20 protein-coding genes are annotated in these 19,356 nt (G+C 27.7%); 13 read left to right on the plus strand and 7 right to left on the minus strand.

Translation table 11 applies throughout. The features are described from left to right. Positions 1 to 11: 11 nt before the first annotated feature. Entirely contained in the window at positions 12 to 1,118 is a 1,107-nt protein-coding gene (locus ACIJYF_RS01170; protein ID WP_435117015.1) for a PQQ-dependent sugar dehydrogenase, read from the plus strand. A gap of 18 nt (positions 1,119 to 1,136) precedes the next feature. Here ACIJYF_RS01170 and ACIJYF_RS01175 read toward each other — a convergent pair whose 3' ends face one another. Genes ACIJYF_RS01175 through ACIJYF_RS01185 form a run of 3 tightly spaced genes read right to left on the minus strand, consistent with a single transcriptional unit; the run spans position 1,137 to position 3,772 of the window. After that, entirely contained in the window at positions 1,137 to 1,847 is a 711-nt protein-coding gene (locus ACIJYF_RS01175; protein ID WP_435117017.1) for a TVP38/TMEM64 family protein, read from the minus strand. A gap of 34 nt (positions 1,848 to 1,881) precedes the next feature. Further along, complete coding sequence (locus tag ACIJYF_RS01180) at positions 1,882 to 3,057, minus strand: hypothetical protein (RefSeq protein WP_435117019.1); 1,176 nt, start codon at positions 3,055 to 3,057, stop codon at positions 1,882 to 1,884. After that, the gene (locus ACIJYF_RS01185; protein ID WP_435117021.1) at positions 3,047 to 3,772 is read right to left on the minus strand and encodes a glycosyltransferase; all 726 of its coding nucleotides are present in this window, start codon (positions 3,770 to 3,772) and stop codon (positions 3,047 to 3,049) included. The genes ACIJYF_RS01180 and ACIJYF_RS01185 overlap by 11 nt, the downstream gene beginning before the upstream one ends. Before the next feature lie 36 nt (positions 3,773 to 3,808). Between ACIJYF_RS01185 and ACIJYF_RS01190 the strand changes: the two genes are divergently transcribed. Continuing rightward, entirely contained in the window at positions 3,809 to 5,152 is a 1,344-nt protein-coding gene (locus ACIJYF_RS01190) for a hypothetical protein (RefSeq protein ID WP_435117023.1), read from the plus strand. A 16-nt stretch (positions 5,153 to 5,168) separates the two neighbouring features. Here the strand turns inward: ACIJYF_RS01190 and ACIJYF_RS01195 are convergent, their stop codons facing one another. Then, a complete protein-coding gene (locus ACIJYF_RS01195) occupies positions 5,169 to 6,521 on the minus strand; it encodes an MBL fold metallo-hydrolase (protein ID WP_435117024.1) in 1,353 nt (450 codons plus the stop codon). A 582-nt stretch (positions 6,522 to 7,103) separates the two neighbouring features. Between ACIJYF_RS01195 and ACIJYF_RS01200 the strand changes: the two genes are divergently transcribed. The 11 genes from ACIJYF_RS01200 (at position 7,104) to ACIJYF_RS01250 (ending at position 16,275) form a co-directional block, all read left to right on the plus strand. Then, a complete protein-coding gene (locus ACIJYF_RS01200; RefSeq protein ID WP_435117026.1) occupies positions 7,104 to 7,424 on the plus strand; it encodes a hypothetical protein in 321 nt (106 codons plus the stop codon). A 37-nt stretch (positions 7,425 to 7,461) separates the two neighbouring features. Then, on the plus strand, positions 7,462 to 8,262 hold the full coding sequence (locus tag ACIJYF_RS01205; RefSeq protein WP_435117028.1) for an HNH endonuclease: 801 nt from the start codon (positions 7,462 to 7,464) through the stop codon (positions 8,260 to 8,262). A gap of 82 nt (positions 8,263 to 8,344) precedes the next feature. After that, positions 8,345 to 8,542 (plus strand): hypothetical protein, encoded by a 198-nt coding sequence (locus ACIJYF_RS01210; RefSeq protein WP_435117030.1) that lies wholly within the window; start codon positions 8,345 to 8,347, stop codon positions 8,540 to 8,542. Beyond that, positions 8,539 to 9,648, plus strand: coding sequence for a hypothetical protein (locus tag ACIJYF_RS01215; protein WP_435117032.1), 1,110 nt, complete (start codon positions 8,539 to 8,541; stop codon positions 9,646 to 9,648). The genes ACIJYF_RS01210 and ACIJYF_RS01215 overlap by 4 nt, the downstream gene beginning before the upstream one ends. A 65-nt stretch (positions 9,649 to 9,713) precedes the next feature. After that, on the plus strand, positions 9,714 to 10,880 hold the full coding sequence (locus tag ACIJYF_RS01220; RefSeq protein ID WP_435117033.1) for a hypothetical protein: 1,167 nt from the start codon (positions 9,714 to 9,716) through the stop codon (positions 10,878 to 10,880). After that, complete coding sequence (locus tag ACIJYF_RS01225) at positions 10,881 to 11,315, plus strand: hypothetical protein (protein WP_435117036.1); 435 nt, start codon at positions 10,881 to 10,883, stop codon at positions 11,313 to 11,315. Between the two features lie 30 nt (positions 11,316 to 11,345). Beyond that, complete coding sequence (locus ACIJYF_RS01230) at positions 11,346 to 11,966, plus strand: hypothetical protein (RefSeq protein WP_435117038.1); 621 nt, start codon at positions 11,346 to 11,348, stop codon at positions 11,964 to 11,966. Positions 11,967 to 12,018: 52 nt separating this feature from the next. Beyond that, positions 12,019 to 12,354: a hypothetical protein gene (locus ACIJYF_RS01235; RefSeq protein ID WP_435117040.1), complete on the plus strand. Its 336-nt coding sequence runs from the start codon at positions 12,019 to 12,021 to the stop codon at positions 12,352 to 12,354. Next, positions 12,351 to 13,292, plus strand: coding sequence for an MORN repeat-containing protein (locus ACIJYF_RS01240; RefSeq protein WP_435117042.1), 942 nt, complete (start codon positions 12,351 to 12,353; stop codon positions 13,290 to 13,292). Before ACIJYF_RS01235 ends, ACIJYF_RS01240 begins: the two co-directional genes overlap by 4 nt. Continuing rightward, the gene (locus ACIJYF_RS01245) at positions 13,289 to 14,899 is read left to right on the plus strand and encodes a hypothetical protein (RefSeq protein WP_435117044.1); all 1,611 of its coding nucleotides are present in this window, start codon (positions 13,289 to 13,291) and stop codon (positions 14,897 to 14,899) included. The genes ACIJYF_RS01240 and ACIJYF_RS01245 overlap by 4 nt, the downstream gene beginning before the upstream one ends. After that, a complete protein-coding gene (locus ACIJYF_RS01250; RefSeq protein WP_435117046.1) occupies positions 14,899 to 16,275 on the plus strand; it encodes a S1C family serine protease in 1,377 nt (458 codons plus the stop codon). The genes ACIJYF_RS01245 and ACIJYF_RS01250 overlap by 1 nt, the downstream gene beginning before the upstream one ends. Positions 16,276 to 16,501: 226 nt before the next feature. Here the strand turns inward: ACIJYF_RS01250 and ACIJYF_RS01255 are convergent, their stop codons facing one another. The 3 genes from ACIJYF_RS01255 to ACIJYF_RS01265 form a co-directional block, all read right to left on the minus strand. Then, positions 16,502 to 17,149 carry a hypothetical protein gene (locus tag ACIJYF_RS01255; protein WP_435117048.1) on the minus strand — a complete coding sequence of 216 codons (648 nt, stop codon included), beginning with the start codon at positions 17,147 to 17,149 and terminating at the stop codon, positions 16,502 to 16,504. A gap of 260 nt (positions 17,150 to 17,409) precedes the next feature. Next, positions 17,410 to 18,927 carry a hypothetical protein gene (locus tag ACIJYF_RS01260; RefSeq protein ID WP_435117050.1) on the minus strand — a complete coding sequence of 506 codons (1,518 nt, stop codon included), beginning with the start codon at positions 18,925 to 18,927 and terminating at the stop codon, positions 17,410 to 17,412. Then, positions 18,917 to 19,237 (minus strand): hypothetical protein, encoded by a 321-nt coding sequence (locus ACIJYF_RS01265; RefSeq protein ID WP_435117052.1) that lies wholly within the window; start codon positions 19,235 to 19,237, stop codon positions 18,917 to 18,919. The genes ACIJYF_RS01260 and ACIJYF_RS01265 overlap by 11 nt, the downstream gene beginning before the upstream one ends. Between the last annotated feature and the right edge of the window lie 119 nt (positions 19,238 to 19,356).

The following is a 19,356-nucleotide window of genomic DNA, read 5'->3' on the forward strand; positions in this document are numbered from 1 at the left end:
TATTATAGAAGATGAAGAATATTCAAAAATATATTTCTAATTTTCTTTGTATGATAAAATTTTATGTATTAATAATTTTTATAGCTACTTTCTCCTCAGAAAGTTTATCAGAGAACTATAATTTAAAAAAAATTGTAACTCTTGATGATCCATGGGGATCTTCTTTTCTTAATAATTCAGAATTAATTGTAACAGAAAAAAATGGTAAAATTAAAATTGTTGATATTTTATCAAAAAAAATCTCTGAAGTTGATCATAATCTTAACTATCTAATTGTTGGCCAAGGGGGATTGCTAGATATAAAGTATTATGACAAAAATATTTGGATTTCTTATACAGAAAAGAGAGAAAATTTAAAAACAAGTACATCTATTGCAAAAGCGAAATTTAATAAAAAAAAATTAAATTTCAAAAACATATTTCAAGCAAATCCTCCTATAGAGTCTGGCAAACATTTTGGATCAAGATTAGCAATTAAAGGTGAATACTTATTTGCATCCATTGGTGAGAGAGGGCAAGGTATGATAGCTCAAGATCCCACAAAACATCCTGGTAGTATAATTAGAATTAATTTAGATGGAAGTATACCAAATGATAATCCAAAATTTGAAGGTAAACCAACTTGGCTTCCTGAGATCTACCAAATTGGTGTTAGAAATCCCCAGGGATTGATCATGTCTCCTTTTGATAAAAAAATTTACATTAGTAACCATGGTGCAAAAGGAGGTGATTGGTTTGGAGAAGTAAAAAAAGGAGAAAATTATGGATGGAAAATTTTAGGTTGGGGAGGTACAAATTACACTGGAACAAAAATTGGACCAATTTGGAAAGAAGGATATACAAAAGCAATTAAGTATTGGACACCTTCAATTGCTGTAAGTGGAATTACTATTTATAAGGGAAAAGAATTTGAGCAGTGGAATGGCCATGCATTAATTACATCTTTGAAAGATAAATCATTAAGAAAACTAAATTTTGACTCATCTTCAAAAGTTCAAGAGGAAGTTATTTTTAAAGATGATATTGGAAGAATAAGAGATATAAAGACTCATCCTTTAAATGGAAAAATTTATTTTCTAGCAAGTGATAGTCTTTGGTTAATGGAAAAGAAAGATTAAAAATATTAATTTTAAAATTTAATTTTTATAAAAAAATTTTTTCACAAAAATAGTCATAATAAACAAAACAAAAAAAGCAATAATTGGTAAATAAATATCAGGTGATGTTATTAAATCAGTTAATTTTGGTGCGCTCAAATTTTTTTTTATAATTTTTTCTAATCCGCTACCAATAGAAATCATCAAAAAAGATTGAGGTGTAATACCAATTAAAATTGCATAAAAATAATTAGATATTTTTACATTAAATAAACAGGGTAAAATATTTGCTATTGGAAAAGGAATACCACCGATAAACCTATAAATACAAAGATAAGTAAATTCTGCTTTTTTAAATTTTTTTTCAAATATATTAAATTTATCTAAAAAATTTTTTTTTATAAAATCTTTTAAGAAATAGTTAGCAAATACGTAAAGACATGTTGCACCAATTGCCACACTGAAGACTAAAAGTAATAGACCTAACCATTTTCCAAATACAAAACCAGCAATAAGTGCAGCAGGTGTGCCAAATCCTGCCGCAAAAATCCATAATATGGTTAGCGTAATATAAATTAATATCAATAAAAATAAGTTAGAATTTTTTAGCTCAAAAAAATAGTTGCTATTATTTTTGATAAAATCATAACTACTTATTTCCTGTAAGTTAAAATTTGAAAAAAGAAAAAATAAAAAACATCCAATTACCATTAGGTAAAATAAGCCAATTAATATTTTAACTCTTTGCATTTATTTTTATAAATTATAATTATTTTTTTTGTAATTATTTAATTTTAGTCCTATCTAAAAATAATAAAAAGAGACTTGTTGCAGATTTTGATGCAAAAATTATCATAAACGGAAAAATATACATTATAAATCGGCCACTCCAATCTACAAAAGTCACAGAAACAAACGCTATACTTAAAAAGATATAGATCAGAGTAAATATTTCGAATGAGATTAATTTTTTAGATTTGAAGAAATATGCACAAAACATAATATAAATCGGGAGATGAAAGCATATTAAGAACATATTATGAATATTTGAGTAATATGGTCTCCAACCAGTAAAGAAAAGAATTATTTTAAAAAAAGAAGCTTTTATCAAAATAAAAAAATTGTCTTTGAAGAACTGTATTAAACCAATAACATTTTTTTCATATAAATCTGAATTAGTTAAACCAGGAATGCAATTGCTATAACAAATATCATTTGTTTCAAAGCTGTATCCCCATATCATTCCTTTAGATAAAGCACTAATGAAATTATATTCTTGAATAGCATTATGAATAAAAAAAATTGTCAGCACAAAACACAAAATAATTATCATTAATTTTGTAATAAAATTATAATTTTTATTAAATTTTATAAACATTATTGAAGCGAACGATATAGAGAGTAAAACTAAAATGCCCTGAGGTCTTAAAAATAAAATAAATATTCCTATCAATAAAATCATTATTTTAAGGTGTCTTTTAAAAAAAAATAAATAAGTAAGGATAATACAAAAATTTATAAATAAAATTTCTGTTAAAATATAAAAATTTCTTAGTTGAATAGGTAGATAGGCTAAAAAAATTAGAATAGAAAGTAATCCAACCCACTTAGAAAATATTTTTTTTGCTATTAAATATAAGCATAATGATGAAATAATTGTTGTTAAAAATTGAAAAAATACGATGGTAGTTAAATCTAAATTTAACTTAAAAGTAATTGCAAGTATTATAATATAGCTTAATTTTGATAAATATAGATTGGTAAAATCAAAATTTGCTAATCTCTCTGCTTCATCAATATATCTTGAAGAGTCATTGCCTAATTTAATTAAACCATTTAATTCACCTGCTTTAATTAAATCGCTATTGAAAACATAAAGTAAAATAATTATTGACCAAAGCAAATAAGGAACAAAAAAAAGTATTTTAAAATATAAATTTTGATTATTTTCAATGTTCATTTCTGCTAAATATATTTTGTAAATGATAAGCGGTAAAAGGTATTATAATTTTAAGAATTCTTAAACTGCTTGTTTCATTTTGGTATAAAACTTCAGAATTTACTTGATAAATTTTAATTTTTTTCTTGCAAAGTTGAAAAATTAAATCTTGTTCAAAAAAATAATTTTTTTTAATCTTTTTTAAATTTAACTTACTAAATATATTAGATTTTAATCCGAATAGACCGTTAGTGACATCTTTTAAGTAGTAATTTTGTGTTGTAAGTCTCGAAATGATTGTTAAGGCATTGGTTCCAAAAATTCTAATGAATGGCATTTTTCTTTTTCGGGAACTTGATAAATTTAATTTTCTGAAACCTTTGCAAAACAATACCTTATCATTTTTTAGAGTTTTAATTATTTTTTTTAAATCAATAGTCCTGTGTTGATTGTCGGCATCAAACTTCAAAAGTATATCGAAACCCTGATTTTTGGCTATATTAAAACCTTTCAGTGTTGCACCACCAACTCCATTATTCTCATTTAAATATACAAATTGGATTTTTTTTTGTTCTCTAACTTTTGATTTTAAATACCTAACACTATTTTCTGGGCAGCAGTCATCCACAAATATTAGCTTATCAATTTTTAATTTTATTAACTTTTTATATACTTGATAAATTTTATGTTTAACTTTGTAACAAGGAAGAATTACACAGGTTTTATTTTTAGACATAAATTAAATATTATAATAAATATATAATATTAATATATGAATTTTAAAAATAATAGTCTACTAGCAATTCACTTAAATGAATTTAATTTTGATTACTTAGAACGAGGAGCTAAAAAATATAAATGTAAATCAATTTTAAAAGTTTTAAGTTTGAAGAAGGTATCTACTTTCACTAAAGATAACAGGCAAGATTATAATTTAGATCCATGGGTTCAATCAGTATCAATTAATACTGGAAAACCATCAAAAAAACATAAAATTTATAAATTAGGACAACGTATAGAAAAAAATATTAGCCAAATTTGGGATGTATTATCTAAAAAAAAAATAAGTTGTTCGGTTTATGGAACAATGAACTCGCGTTTAAAGATAAACAAATATATAAATTATTATTTACCAGATCCATGGAATTTTAGGGATAAAACTTGGCCAAAAAGTTTAATGGGTTTGTATTTCTTACCAAACTATTATGCAAAAAATTATTTAAAATTTAGTTATTTAAAATTTTTTTATTATTCTATAAATTTTTTTGTCACACTAGTTTTTAATACAAAAATTTTAGATCTTTTAAATGATTTAGTTTTTTCATTAAAAGTGATTCTTAAAAAAGGTATAAAGAATTATGTTTTATTTTTTTTATTTGATTTAATTCAATTAAATATATTTAATTATAATAATCACAAAAAAAAATCTTCATTTTCTATAATATTTTTAAATTCAATTGCTCATTATCAACACAATAACTGGAATGAAAAAAAAAGTGAAAAGTATTTTTTCTTATATGTGGATAAAATGTTTTCTAAAATTCTTAAATTAAAAAAACAATATAAATCTATTATTATATTTAATGGATTTACACAAAAAAAAATTAAACCTCATTATTTGATAAGACCTAAGAACCCAAAAAAATTTATCTCAAATTTCATTTCATTCAAAAAAATAGAACAGGATATGACAAATGGAGGTTTTATTTTTTTTAAAAATAATCAACAGTTTGAGAATGGAATTCAAACACTAAATAACCTTTATTTTAAGAATAAAAAAGTATTTGAAATAAAGAAATATAATAAAAAATTATTGTATTATAAAGTAAATCTTAAATCACTTAAAATAATAACCAATAGTGAAATGAAAAATGATAAGAATTTTGAAAAATATTTTTTAGAAAGTTTACAAATTAATAGAAAAAATAAAAAAAAAATAGACATTTCAAACTATTTTATAAAAGAAGTTCAATTTCTGAAAACGACCGGTATTCATGTGCCAGAAGGGATAGTGCTTTATGAAAATATTAATTCTTTAAATAGTTTAAAAGTAATAGAAAACCATACTCTTTTTAACCATATGCGTAATTACTTTATAACAAATGAAAATTATTAAAACTAATCATATTAAATCAGGAATTTTTAAACTTAAGTCTAATAAATATTGAAACAATTTTATTCAAAATATTTCTATTGAAAATACTTTTTATTGTAATTCCATTGTTTGTTTGATTTAGGCTTACAAAGCCGATTGCTCTTATCATTTTTTCAAAACTATTTTTTTTATTTTCAAATAAACAGCCATTAGAAGATATGGTATCAATACCATATGGATACTTTAATAGGAAAAAGAATCTTCTTGATAACATTTCAATATCAATTTTAGATTTTTTAATATTATTGATTTTAACAATTTTAAAAAAGTTTAAACTAAAAGTTTCATTAGTATCTTTCAAATGAATAACAACATCACCAAAAAAATATTTGAAACTAAAAAATCTAATAAAAAATAATAAAAAAAAAGAATTTGTTTGTTTAATTCTAAATAAAAAACTTTCCTTTATATCTTTTGATATTTCATGAATTTCATTTATTTCATTTTTTGGTTTTATTTTTTTAAATTTACTATCCCAAAAATTTATTGATTTTTTCGTAATATCTAACCTTTTCGATTTATCATCTAATAATTCTTCAATATTTATCTCATCAAAATTTGGATTTAAGATACAATGATTAACATTGTTATTTTTAAGATAATTTGATGTAGTCTCAACGTTATTCATATATTTATTTAAGCGAAAATTTTCAGAATTTGAAAAGTAAACAAAACTTGCAAATGGAATTATTAAGTCAGCTTTAAAAATTTCATAATTATTTAATAAGTTAGCTAATTTAAAATCAGCAGCTTTTTGCATCCATTCATCGTTTGATCTAAAAGCTGCATAACTAAATTGTAAATAAATAATTATTTTTTTTTTGTTTGTGAGGAATTTTTTTATCCTTTTAAGCTCGTTATCTACAAAATCACAATCATTTAAATTTATATGATAGCAGTCATCAGTTTCAACAATAAGACTTGAGTCAATCGCGCCACATGAAATTAATGTAATCTTTTTATTTTTTATTTGAATAGTTTTATAACTCTCTAAAATTATTACTTCTAATTTAAATTTTTTATTTAAAAATTCTTCAACTCTTTTATCTGAGGTTTTTTGAAAAATAATCTTAATATTATTGGACCTCAATAAATCAGAATATTTTTTAAAAAAAGATATAGAAAAATGATCTGGATGTTCATGTGTAATGTATATATAATCAACATTTGTGAGTAAATTTTCAATAAATTTTGATTTATTTTCATATAACAATGACCAACCACCATCAAAAGCAAATCCCTCGTACCATGGATCTGTTAAAATTCTCAAATCATCATCTAAATTCATATATAATGATGAGTGATTAATTAATTTTATTTTTTCTTTCATAACTTAAATATAAAAAATATTTCTACCATAAAAATTTAATTTAAATAGGGGCGTTCTGTTGCCAGGTGCCAATAACCAGTCTTCGTGAAATCTTAAGTAAACAAACAGTTTCAATACATATCCTAAGTTTTTAGGACTCAATATTCAAGCCTAAATAACGACTCTATGACGTCCTTTTTATAGGACGTTATTAGATAATAAATAGAGGTACCATGTAGGTTCCTAGATAGGCTTTTAAAGAAATCCTTAACCCCCTCAAAATAGAAAAGAGTAGCTTCTACTCTCAGTGTATCAGACAGTTTTGCTTAGTCGTAGGGGGTGAAAATTTTTTCAAAAATTTTATTTTAATTCAATTGCACTCATTGAGTGTAATTATTTTTTCAAGGATAGAATACATTAGCAACATGAAAAAAAATAATTTAGATTTTTCACTATAAATTTAAGGAGACCAATTGATTAGCAATCAATAGGTCTTTGTCGTATTTTTATTGAAAAACTTTTCCTTCATTCATATATTAATTACATCATCACACAGACACAACAGTTCACTACTGGGAAGATTGATAAAAAAGGAGACTAACAATGTTAAATAATATGTTTAGCAAAGAAAACAAAAACAGTGAACAATATATTTACTTAAGTAAAATTAAACTAGATGTATTGAAACACATTCTAGCATTCACACTAGATAAACACTACTCACCAACCTTTGCAGAAGTAGCTAGAAGATTTAGATTTTCTAGAGCTAGAGTAGGTAAAATAGTGAGTGAATTGTTTTTAATGGGATTTATCACAAAAGGTAAGTCTGCTCACAGAAACATCAGAATTGACGATCATCAAAAGCAAATAATTGAAGATCTGCAATTTAATCGTGAGTACCCAGTTAAAGAAACAATAAACTAGTATTAATAAGGGTGGTGTTTTAGCACCACCCAATATTATGAAAAAATTAAAAAATAAAAAATGTCTAAACTGTGAAAAGGTTATCGATTGGTATTCTGACGAATACAATCATTTACATATTAGTACTTTTAAAAGAAAAAAATTCTGCAACTCATCCTGTTCTAATACTCACACAAAAAAAATAGAAAATCGTAGTGATAAAGATAGTTCTATTAGTAGAGTGAAGAAATGTGAGGGTTGCAATAAAGAAATGAGTTGGTCTAAAGACTATAGAAAAAGAGCAATCTCAATCTTTTTGAAACAGAAATTTTGTTCTAAAACTTGCGCAGATATTCATGGGTTTAGATATACCGGTAAGGATCATCCAAACTATCGTGAAAACTCGAGAAGAAAAGATAGGAGAGGTAGCGCTAAAAGATGGACAAATAATGTTTTTAAAAGAGATGGATATATTTGTCAAAAATGTAAAGTATCTGGCACAAAAGTCATACTTCATGCTCATCATATAAAATCTATTAAAGATTATCCTAAATTGAAATGGAATTTAGATAATGGAATTACTTTGTGTTTAGATTGTCATAATAAAGTTCATGGGTATAAAAAATTTGATGGAAAAGCTATTATATCAATAAAACAAAACCGAAAATCTATAAGAGTTAAAAAGAGATGCTCTTCATGTAAAGTTGATTTATTTATAAAGCCAAGTGATTTAATACTCACATCAGGTAAGAATAAAGGTAACACCAAAAAATATTTCTATTGTAATAAAAGATGTATGGGTGATCATTATAAAGTAATCAGAGTTGGTAAGGGTAATCCTAGAAGCCTATCCATTTGATTTATTTTAATTCCTATAATTCACACAAAATAACTGTTTCAAGCAAATAGACTCATGGTTCATGATTTGTTAGTCTTGGATTATGTCAGTTGGTATTCTTGATACATTATTTAATTTAATTGGTGATACATTTGTTTATGTGATTGGTGGGGTGGTGGCACTTGGGTTTATAGTGGCAATACCTTTTGGAATTTATGAAACTATAAGAGATATGATTGCTGGTAGCAAAAATCATAAAAAAGTTAAATTAAAACAAAATAAAAAGAATACCAATAAATGAAAAAGTTTATTTCAATTCTAGTTTTTAGTTTGCTGTTGAATAGCAACGTTTATGCTGACCTATACAAATTTTTCGAATTGAAAGAAGACCCTAAAATAATAATTGATGAGATAGATTTTGATACATCCTTGATAACAGAGTTAAATGATCTTGAGTTTTATCTTGGTATAGGGAGAGGTAATAACCCAGTCAATAAAAGTCTTTATGAGCTTTTAAGAAATAGTGCTGCTGAATTTGAAGAAATACAAATTAATAACGATAGATATTTTATTGTAAGTGGATGCAGATATCAGTCATGTCCTGAAAAAGGGTTTTTGTGGATTGATAAAAAAGAAAAAATTGTGATTGGTGCAATGATCCATTATTTTTTTGAAACTAAGGATAATAGAAATAGAGATGGAAATCTTTTAATTATGTCTAAACAATTTAAAAACTTTGATGACCTTCCTCCCCAATTTAATAAAGATCTTGAAGTTTGGCTTTCTAAAATTAAAGTTTATGATTTCATTAATGGTAAAGAAAAAAATTTAAAACCCACAAAAAAAAGATTTGTTAATTCAAATAATGTTATTAAAGAACTTGAGGATATTTCAAAAAACTACATTGAAATAGTATGCGCTCCTGATGAAGAGTGGGACTCAGCTTTTAAAAAAAGTAAAATATGGTTTGCCTCCACAAAACCTAAATATATTTTTCATTTTGATGAAGAGAATTTAAGGATGTTAAAAATGGGGATTAGCAAAAATGTTAATGATACAAAAACTATAAATAAGCCTGTTGAAAGAGATAAAGGTGATTATTTGTCTTTTGGTTTCTATACTGATGCAAATCTTTCAGCATATGAAGATGTGGTGAATGAAATACAATTAACTGATTTTGGAGGTATAGGTTCCTATAATAGATTTGGCCTTTATATTGTTCAATACAGATTAAAACCTGCCCATACTGCTCTTATAGGTAAAGAAATAAAAAATCCCTTGCTATCAGAATTTAAAAGAGCGAGAGAAAAAATAAATAGTGAAACTTTTGCGACTCTTGGTTCTATTAAAATGTTTGGTGGTACTGCTGGACTTTGTGAAAATAGTGAAATTAAAAGTTATAATTGAATGCTCGAAGTAATCATAGCCATAGAACTTGTAGCTTTGGCTTACGCAATATATTCTAATAACCAATGAAAAAAATTTGTATATCAATAGTTCTACTTATTTCTTTAACGTCACAGTTAATGGCTATGACAGAAAATCAATTATATATAATGCATCAAGTCTTGAATGTTGATCAAGGTAAAGTCACAAAGCAGATGCATACAGATTTTTGGAAAGATGTTCCTAATAAAAATGAAATAGTCGATTTTTATGAAACAACAGGATTGATGGCAAAAATAACTCGTGATGGTATGAGGTATCAAATGGAGTTATGGAAATCGGCTTTGATATCCTATCAAAATCAACAAGTGTTTAAATCTGAAGATTATATAAATGCACGAGAAACCATGAATGATTTTATAAATCGAGTATCGAAAAATATTCCAAATGAAACTGAGAGGTTGCAAGTTATTAATCAAATGAAAACATCAATGATAAATTCAGATAATTTATTAAAATCAGCAGCCTCTAGAACTGATATGCAGAGTGTTCAGGGACCAATTGTTGAACTTTCAGAAGAAAGAATAATTAAAGTTATTAACAACATAGAAAAATCATTTTTTAGAATTGAAAAACTTCTTAAACCAGAATGGATTGAAGCTAAAATTGAAAAAGAGCCTATATGGATGATTTGTGAACCTAATAGGGAGTATTGGGGAGTTGATAGAAAACCATTATATATAAAATTTCATAATACAATAAATGTTAGTTTTGATTTCAATAAAATGGAATGGGTAAAATCTAAAGCCATTGATGAAGCTATCCCAACCATAGAAATACATGAAGATAAGTCGAGATTTACTCACGCTGTATTTGGCTATAAAAAAAGACTACCTATTTATGTTTCTGACAATTACTACGTTTTTTATAAAGAGATAAATGATGGTTGGTGGTGGGGTGGAGAAATAAAAACATCTGCTCAACATATAATATTAAATAGATCTAAACTTGATTTATTAGAATACAATAATCAGTGGGTTAAAGGTTTTGGAATGAATAAAAAATATAATGATTCAGTAATTGATGAATTATTTAGAGAAATTAATGAATATCCTAAAGAGTTATCTTTCAATGTATCTGAAGAAAATACGAATGAAATTTATCCAAAACTAAACGGAGGAACTTTTAAAGGAAAGAGAAAATTATTCACTTTTGAATGCAAAGAAATACCAGGAATTAAAAATAAAATATAAATGAAAAAACTTTTAGGGATAATGGTTCTGACTTTGTTGTTGAGTGGGAATGCTTATTCAAGTCCTGTTAAAACTACTTGGGTAATAGAAAAATACATAGGTTCTGGAGCATACTCAGACCCAGAAAAATTAGTTGGAAAAACTCAAAGATTTTTTAAAGGATTAGCAGAAGGTGCTTTTTTTAACTGTGATTATGGTGGTTTGGTTAGTGACTATGCAACTTACACAAGTGAAGAATTCTTTAATAACAAACAATTTAGATTATTTTTACAGCAAAAATCAAAATTAAATTTTCCAATTAATAAGAAGATATATGTTGAAAAGTTAACTTGTGCAGATAACAAAACCGTTCTTTTTCCTTTTATCCAATTTGAAGATGAGGAAATAGCTTTTTATGAATTTGACATGGTAATTTATCAATTGAGACATAAGTAAAGCTAAATTGTAGATTAAAATATAAAATGCATGAATTTTATAAAACCAAATTTTAAAACAGCAGCAATAATAACGGCTATAATTTTTGCACAAAAAATTTACCGACATCCCAGTGATTTTTCATTTATATTTAACGAAGGTTTAACTACAACGGTATTTGGTATTTTAGGCGGGGTTGCTGTATTTGGTGGTGTTTGTGCTTTTGTTTTTCTAGCACTAGCCTTCTTAAATGACATGATAAAAAAAATAAATGCCTCAAAAAATCCCAAGATAATAAAGATTATAATTATTACATTAATTACAATCATACTAACTATCTATTTTGTGTTTATAAGAAACGAGAAAGTTATTTTATCTTGCTCTATGACAGATAATAAAACAGGCTATTTTGCATATGATAAAGATACATTTTATTGGGAGTGGAACGCAAGGAGCCTGGTTTGGGAAAAAAGTATTAAATATACAAATGATAAAAAGAATTCATTTATAATTGATCATGACCCTGATGATGGTGAAAAACTTGATAAAGAAATGGATCTTATTTTAAAAGTTAAAAAAAATGTACCATCTATTGAATATACTTTAAGAGGTGAAACTGTTGATGACCCAAGACCTTGTGAAGAAATTTCAAATAGAAACTTGCCATACTAGCAATTGATTTTTCTATATTGAGTCATGGTTCAGGATTTGATAATCATGAATAATGAGTGAAGCAGAAAAAAGAGAAATAGAAGAATTGGAAGCTGAGTACCGAGAGGAATTTTTAAAAGCTGATAAAGATCGAACTCATCGTAAATATTTAAATATAGGTGCAGTCGTTGGTATTATATTTGTCTTTATCTCAACATCATTTGAACGAGAATTTTACACAGTTTTGGGCACATTAGGTATGGGTATATTGCAAGGTGCATCTGGACTTTGTGTTTTGATGTCTATCATATTTTTTCTACCTGGTGTCAGAGATGAAGATAGGTACAAATGGAAAATGATAGAAGAGAAAAGAAAAAAAATAGAAGAATTAAAAAAAGATATTAGATGAAGATTTTATTAATTATAATTTCAACGTTTTTAATTTTTAATACTGCCTATTCTGCACAAAATTGTATTGCTGGTGATTGTATGAATGGTACTGGCGTCTTTAAATATAAAGATGGATCAAAATATACTGGAAAATTTAAAAATGGAAAAAGACATGGGCAAGGAACTTTAGAAATGTTTGATGGAACTATATTTACTGGAAATTCAAAAGCAGATATTTTTTCTGGAGAAGGTACTATTCTTTACACAAACGGAGATATATATGTGGGGGAAATACAAGACAATGAAAGAAATGGTCAAGGTACTTACACATTTAAAAACGGTCTAACTTCAATTGGTGAATGGAAAGATAATAAAACTGTAGGTAAGCATACTATTGAAGACCCAGAAAAAGTTGGTCAAAAAGCTGTAGAAAAGATTATAGAAGAAGAAGGCACTGTTTATCTTCAAGTATCAAAAACATATGATAATGGTGACACATACGAAGGCACTATTGATGCTTTAACTGGTAAGAGAAGCGGAAAAGGAAAATATATAATCCCTGGTAGCTTTACATATGAAGGAGAATTTAAAAATGATGAATTTGATGGCCAAGGTGTTTACACCTTTGAAAATGGGATGATTTATTCTGGTGAGTCTAAAGATAGTTTATTTAATGGCAAAGGTACCCTTACATTATCCAATAATACTAAATATGTAGGAAATTTTAAAGATAGTGAATTTAGTGGCAAAGGCTATCTGATTACAGACAGTAGCACTTATGAAGGTGATTTTTTGAATAATTTAAAAAATGGTCAGGGTTTTGAAAAATCAAAAAAAGGAAATGTTTATGTTGGAAGTTACAAAGATGGTAGATTTCATGGTTATGGTGTTTTTACATCATCAGATGGAAAACAATATAAAGGCATGTGGGAAAATGGGAAATTAATCAAACAATGAAAAAATTTTTATCAATAGTTATTCTAGGGTTGTTGTATTTTTTACCTGCAGCAGCATATGAGGTTGGTGAAGAAGTTTATTTAAACGCTTGTGGAAATGACCCTCAAGAATATTACGATGAGCCATTAAATATACAAAACATATTATTAGAAGTTCCTAACAAGATTATCAAAATCGAGAAAAGTAAATACGATAGAGAATTTCAAACGTTAGCTTCTTCAGAAGTTAAATTAGATAATGATAATTTAACTATTTCAGTTTCAAATTTTAGAGATTTAGTTATCAAAAATAAAGCAGGAGATATTTTAGAGGAGAGAAAGATTAGTGGTGCTAGTTCAATTTATGAATTAAAGCATAAAGAGAAAGTTGTTGCTTGGGGTGTTGGTTGGCACGTAAGATGTAAGAAATATTTTAGTGATGCAGATTTTACAGCACTAAGAATTTTTTTACCTGTAAAAAAGGACCATAAGATAATTATTGAACAAAAACTTATTAGTCTAAATTTAACAGATACCTACGAAGCAATTATAAATTCAGATAATTTGATAATAGCTGATGCATTTGATATCGAAGGTTCTTCTAGAGCCGCCACTTATTATTATGAAGGTCAAAAGTTTTATCAATTTGATCATATAAACGGGATTAGTTCTATAGACACATATGCTGACCTTATTCAAAAAATTGACTTTGAAAAACTAAGCGCAATTAGACAAATGAAAGTATTGGCTGATTATTATGAAACTGAAAAATTATACGCACATACTAAAGAAAACTTTGATGAAATTTATAAAGAATTATTAGCAGAGGGTTGGGATATCTTTTTTTACTTTGATTATTATGATTTTGATAACAAAAGATTAAATGAGAATTTCCTTGATATAAATTTAAGTGATAAATTTAAAAAAGCTTTACTTGCCCATGAAAAAAAAGAACTACTAAAAGAAGACTTTCCACCTATATCTGAAGAGCTTCCAAATATTAAAGAAAATTGTTTTAAAAAAGAGTCATATGAAAGTCTTAGAGAGTTAGTTAAAAATTGTTATTTCTTCCATTCATCTTATCTATTGGAGTGGGGCTTTGATGATCCAAAATGGTTTGCTGTTCAAACTGAATTTAAAGACTCAAAAGATTTATTAAATGAAGATAAAGAGCAACGTTTTAAACAATTCTTAGAATCGAATGTTACAGATATGAAATCTATTGTCAGGGGAAAGACAAAAGAGGATATGGATCATACTTTGGTTGAAGCTCTTATAGGTATATTTGAAAGAGCAAACGGTGGTTATAATGTTTCAGAAGATAAAAGATACGTTGTGATCAGTGGATGCGAATATAAATCTTGTGGTACGAAAGGTTTGGTTTTTATTGATACTGAAGCAGGTAACGTCATATCGTTAATAAGACATTTTGATTATGATGCAGATATACCTGTCAATAAACAACGTGGTGAATGGTTAATTTCATCCACATGGCATAATAAATATAAAGATCTCCCAAAAGAATTTATGGATGCAGTTGCTGAATGGAGAGTAAATGAAGATCTCCCACAACCTAGTATTATTAGATATGTTGGCGGTTTTAATGATGAAATAGAGTTAGTTAATTAATGAAAAAACTTTTAGGGATCATGGTTCTGGGTTTGTTGTTGAGTGGGAATGCTTTTGGTTTAACAACTTGGAATTATCAAAAAGGTTATGTTTATATTGCAGTGAAGAATAATCAAAATCTTGATGCTTTAATGTCAAAAAAATCGAAGATATTAAGTGGTTTAAATTGCAACAATGGATTTCAAAAAAATAAATTAGATAGATTGCCCCCAGGATATGCTGAAGATGCGCCTGAGCTGTTAGGTAAAAAATACCAACCATTAAATATGTACAAAATAACTTGTGCAACAGCAGTTGCAGAAAAACCCAAGAAGCAAGAACCTAAAATTATTGATTATAGAGCTACAGTATTGGATTCAGATTTAGTTCTAAAAAATACAAAAGATAGCTCTTTAAATACAATAACATTTTACCCTGATGAGACTGCTTTTTGGAAAGGCCCAGGTTTCTCGTATAAATTTTTCTGGAAAGAAAAAAATAATAGAGGACATTTTAGTGTTCTCAACGAAGAATATAAAAAGAAGAAAGCACCACCAGTAATAATGAAGTTAGATTTTCAAAGATTGATTGCGACTTTTGATTACCCTGAAGGAGACAGTATTAAATTTAAGATTAATAAACCCAATAAACCAATTTACGTTGCTGAAAAACCAAAAAAACAAAAACCTAAAAAACAAACTCCAGACCCTGATGATAACAAGATTGTAGCTGCTTCATCTGGAACAGGGTTCTACGTATCTAATACAGGTCACATCATAAGCAATCATCATGTCGTAGAGGGTTGCAGTACTGTTAAATTAACTTTCAAAGGTAAAGAAGTATCAGCAGATGTTTTAGCAGTTGATAAAATGAATGATCTTGCAATTTTAAAAGCAGATCTTACTCCATCAAAAATCTATTCAGTAGCTGCAGAAGATGCATCATTATTGGAAGATATCATTATTGCAGGTTATCCTTTAGGTAAAAAAGTAAGTGCTGCTATTAAAACTTCTAAAGGAAGTATAACAGCTCTTGCAGGATATGGAGATAATTATTCAGAATTTCAAACAGATGCTGCATTGAACCAAGGTAATAGTGGTGGGCCAATTATGGATCAAAAAGGAAATGTAGTAGGTGTTGCTGTTGCAAATTATGGGAAGCAATCTGGTGTAGAAAGTTTTAACTTTGGAATTAAATCTTCTACGTTAAAGACATTTGCAAGTGCTAATGGACTAAAGTTCTTACCACCAAATAATAGAGATTTATCAAACAAGGATCTTGGACAATTAATAACAGAGGCTACAATATATTTAGAATGCCATATGACAGTTGCTAAGATTAAAAGAATGATTGCAGAGGAGAAAAATCGAAAAGCATTCTTTAGTGAGTATCAATAATGAAAAAAACTCTATCTAGCTGCAATGAGTGTGGTGAAAATAAATCAATATTAACTCAGGTTAGTTGCACGGTAGAAGTCATATATTTATGTAGTGATTGTTACAAAGATAAATATTCAGAGGAAGTAAGGGAAGAGATTGAAAAAGACGATATTCTAATCCCAAAATTCATTCAGCATTAAACCAATAGCATCAATAGCCACGCCTCAGGCTTCTATAATCTTTATTATTTATCAGAGCAGTTTATTCCAAAGGATTTTTTAAGAAGATCATTAACTACTTCTCTTTCAGACTCAGTAAGGTCTGCAATCTTCATCCCATATTGGAAATAATCTGCCAAATTTAATTTTTTAATTTTTGTTGCTGGATCTTTTGGTTTATTTGCACTGCCACCATCACTGTAATAGGTGTAACTAGGATCTCTGATAATACCACCCATAGCCATGGACATTATACCAGACATAGCATCATCAATCTTTCCAAGGGCGCCCGCCAGGACTATGTCCTTAAATTTTTGTTCGTCTTGTTTTCTTATGTATTCCTGCTCTTTTAGGAATTCTCTAAATTCTTTTCCTGGGTTATTTTTGATCCATTCCTCAAACTCTTTCATTATTATAGGTATTTCTATTACCTTAAAGTCCTCTTCTAAATCCTCCTTAGATTTTACAACCTTGGTATTAGGTTTCTTTTTTAATGGTGCTCTACGAGTTCGTGAGGGCTTTGGTCGAGTCAAAATTCTTTCTAATTCTGCTGCATTTGGTTTTTTTACTGGTGCTTTAAAGTCTTCTAATTCTTGTTCCATGGATCTTGGATCATTGACCATCGGACTATCATCGTCATAAAGTTTAGTAAGTCTTACTAATCTATCTGTCATATCTTCTTGCATATGTTCCCTTAAATTATTTTAATTATTTTTAATAAACCCTTACTTTTTTGAATTTTTTTCTTTTTTAAAGGGATCTGAGGGTAACCCCTAAAACTTATTCAGATCAGAGGCGGTGATCAAACGCCCCTAATCAGTAAAAGGTGTTATTACTAACAAACCCTTTTTATCACTCTTATATATAGAGAAGAAATTATAAATTTCGGTAGATCGTTTTTATGTGTCTGTCTGTCTTTGTTTTTTCTATCCTATTAATAGTTATCTTTTTTCCCATAGATACTATGACCAAGTCTTTTTTCTTTGTTATGTTTCCACTCCTTATAAGCTTCCTCTAGTAGTTTAGTTTCAGTATTGTCAGATCGGATACCTTCAATATTTTCTACATGTATTTTCCAGCACCTAATTTCTCTTTTCTGAATTGTAAGTTTAGTAGGTTCAGCTTTGAACTCTGTTCTAAATAAATGAGCTACTTTTCGAACATCAATTGATTGACCTTTGATTTTTAAGTAATTTATAATCGCTTCAGTTTTAACCCAATAATACTGGTCATAGTAAGCAGCACCCCAACTATCAAGTAGATTAAACCTTGTATCATCGCCATCAACATTATCGTCATTACTTCTTCTTCGTTTTAAGTATTCAATAATCATACCTGTAATTACTCCATAATAAGAACTCTCTGGTGGAGCATCTTCTTTTTTAACATTCTGCAGTAACTGTACCCTGATAGCTTTCCAATCTTTAGGCGATACCTCTGGAGGTTCTTCCATACAAGTTTCTAAAATTAAAACTTTTACTTTGGTATATGAAAGTAATATTGAAGTATCCCATATATCAATCCATTTATCTTTGAATTTTAATCGCCATTGTTTTGGTTCAGTATTGTAGACAACCAAGTCAGAGAACATGGCTGAGGCATCTTTAACACCAACCCAAGCAAATAATTTTGAAACATCCGCAGGTGTAACTTCTAAAACTTCTGCAAGTTTAGGAATTCCAAAATGTTTATTATCTGGTTTTCGTACATCAGTTCCTTTACTCGCATACCTTGATGGATTGTCTGAACCAGATTTAAAAGCTAGATCAAAACAAAATGAATTTATCCTCTCATCTGTCCAATCTGTATGTTTGGCTAAAATACCTGCAATAGCAGTAATATAATTATCTCTCTGCCCTGTAGCAGGGAACATTACTGACAATGCAGTCTGCAAGCAGATCTCTTTCATTATACCATTGGTTCGTGTGTCGTACTTCATGAAACCTGTAAAGTTTAACCAATCCAAAACTTCTGAGGCTCCATTTTTTTTATGTGGTCTTAACCCACAAGGAACATATGTAAAATGATCTTGCCCAGACCTTATGTCTAACAACCTACGACCATGAGGAAAATGTTTAAAATATTTTTCAAATGCAGCAGGCACAATTATTTCTTCATTTTTTGTAGAACCTTGAAATAATAAATGACTCAATGGATTTGATTTTCTTCCAAACTTTGCTCCGCAAACTATTCTACCAGCGATAAATTTTTGCATCATTGGATTGTCGATATCGTAATCAACAATATCTTTTAATCTAAGACCCCAAACACCAGGGATATTTCTTTTTAAAAAATACTCCTCTTTAACTGTTGAAATTTTAGAGTCATAACTATCCTCAGTCCACCCTTTAACAAGCGGAACTCCCTCTGGACTACAAGGGATCATCATATAACCCATATCATGCCATTCTTTTATTGTTCTTGGTGCACCATCTGAAAAATTAGGATTCATTTTTATCCTCCATATCAAATTTAGAATTGTCTGGGTGTTCAGCCCAAGCCAACTCCTGCTTTAAATCTTCAATACTTGCTTTGTAATCAGCATCAATTTTTTCACTGCTAATAAAAGATTCAATTATTCTGGTAAGTGTTTCTGCTTCTCGTCTATACCAGATCAACCATTGGCAATAGTCCTCAGATCTAGTTTGTGCTCTTTTTATAACATTCAATAGAGCTTTAACTTCTATCTCTTGTCTTTTAATTATCTTTTCTTGTATTTGTATTATCTTTTTTAAGTCAGATACGACTTTTTTAGTGGTCATTAATAACTACCTTTTTTTATTGTTGTGAGTTCCCAAACTCGAAAGGGTTCGTGATTAATGTTTCGTGATTAATGATTATTGTTTCTTTGTTCGTGTGTGTCTGTCTTATACAGAATTTA

The organism is Candidatus Pelagibacter bacterium nBUS_49 (genome assembly GCF_051200925.1).
In the GTDB taxonomy this organism is placed as follows: domain Bacteria; phylum Pseudomonadota; class Alphaproteobacteria; order Pelagibacterales; family Pelagibacteraceae; genus Pelagibacter.

What these genes read in the sequence shown, in the direction of transcription:
- ACIJYF_RS01170 (WP_435117015.1), top strand. Translation starts at nt 12, where the DNA reads ATGAAGAATATTCAAAAATATATTTCTAATTTTCTTTGTATGATAAAA.
- ACIJYF_RS01175 (WP_435117017.1), bottom strand. Translation starts at nt 1,847, where the DNA reads ATGCAAAGAGTTAAAATATTAATTGGCTTATTTTACCTAATGGTAATT.
- ACIJYF_RS01180 (WP_435117019.1), bottom strand. Translation starts at nt 3,057, where the DNA reads ATGAACATTGAAAATAATCAAAATTTATATTTTAAAATACTTTTTTTT.
- ACIJYF_RS01185 (WP_435117021.1), bottom strand. Translation starts at nt 3,772, where the DNA reads ATGTCTAAAAATAAAACCTGTGTAATTCTTCCTTGTTACAAAGTTAAA.
- ACIJYF_RS01190 (WP_435117023.1), top strand. Translation starts at nt 3,809, where the DNA reads ATGAATTTTAAAAATAATAGTCTACTAGCAATTCACTTAAATGAATTT.
- ACIJYF_RS01195 (WP_435117024.1), bottom strand. Translation starts at nt 6,521, where the DNA reads ATGAAAGAAAAAATAAAATTAATTAATCACTCATCATTATATATGAAT.
- ACIJYF_RS01200 (WP_435117026.1), top strand. Translation starts at nt 7,104, where the DNA reads ATGTTAAATAATATGTTTAGCAAAGAAAACAAAAACAGTGAACAATAT.
- ACIJYF_RS01205 (WP_435117028.1), top strand. Translation starts at nt 7,462, where the DNA reads ATGAAAAAATTAAAAAATAAAAAATGTCTAAACTGTGAAAAGGTTATC.
- ACIJYF_RS01210 (WP_435117030.1), top strand. Translation starts at nt 8,345, where the DNA reads ATGTCAGTTGGTATTCTTGATACATTATTTAATTTAATTGGTGATACA.
- ACIJYF_RS01215 (WP_435117032.1), top strand. Translation starts at nt 8,539, where the DNA reads ATGAAAAAGTTTATTTCAATTCTAGTTTTTAGTTTGCTGTTGAATAGC.
- ACIJYF_RS01220 (WP_435117033.1), top strand. Translation starts at nt 9,714, where the DNA reads ATGAAAAAAATTTGTATATCAATAGTTCTACTTATTTCTTTAACGTCA.
- ACIJYF_RS01225 (WP_435117036.1), top strand. Translation starts at nt 10,881, where the DNA reads ATGAAAAAACTTTTAGGGATAATGGTTCTGACTTTGTTGTTGAGTGGG.
- ACIJYF_RS01230 (WP_435117038.1), top strand. Translation starts at nt 11,346, where the DNA reads ATGAATTTTATAAAACCAAATTTTAAAACAGCAGCAATAATAACGGCT.
- ACIJYF_RS01235 (WP_435117040.1), top strand. Translation starts at nt 12,019, where the DNA reads ATGAGTGAAGCAGAAAAAAGAGAAATAGAAGAATTGGAAGCTGAGTAC.
- ACIJYF_RS01240 (WP_435117042.1), top strand. Translation starts at nt 12,351, where the DNA reads ATGAAGATTTTATTAATTATAATTTCAACGTTTTTAATTTTTAATACT.
- ACIJYF_RS01245 (WP_435117044.1), top strand. Translation starts at nt 13,289, where the DNA reads ATGAAAAAATTTTTATCAATAGTTATTCTAGGGTTGTTGTATTTTTTA.
- ACIJYF_RS01250 (WP_435117046.1), top strand. Translation starts at nt 14,899, where the DNA reads ATGAAAAAACTTTTAGGGATCATGGTTCTGGGTTTGTTGTTGAGTGGG.
- ACIJYF_RS01255 (WP_435117048.1), bottom strand. Translation starts at nt 17,149, where the DNA reads ATGACAGATAGATTAGTAAGACTTACTAAACTTTATGACGATGATAGT.
- ACIJYF_RS01260 (WP_435117050.1), bottom strand. Translation starts at nt 18,927, where the DNA reads ATGAATCCTAATTTTTCAGATGGTGCACCAAGAACAATAAAAGAATGG.
- ACIJYF_RS01265 (WP_435117052.1), bottom strand. Translation starts at nt 19,237, where the DNA reads ATGACCACTAAAAAAGTCGTATCTGACTTAAAAAAGATAATACAAATA.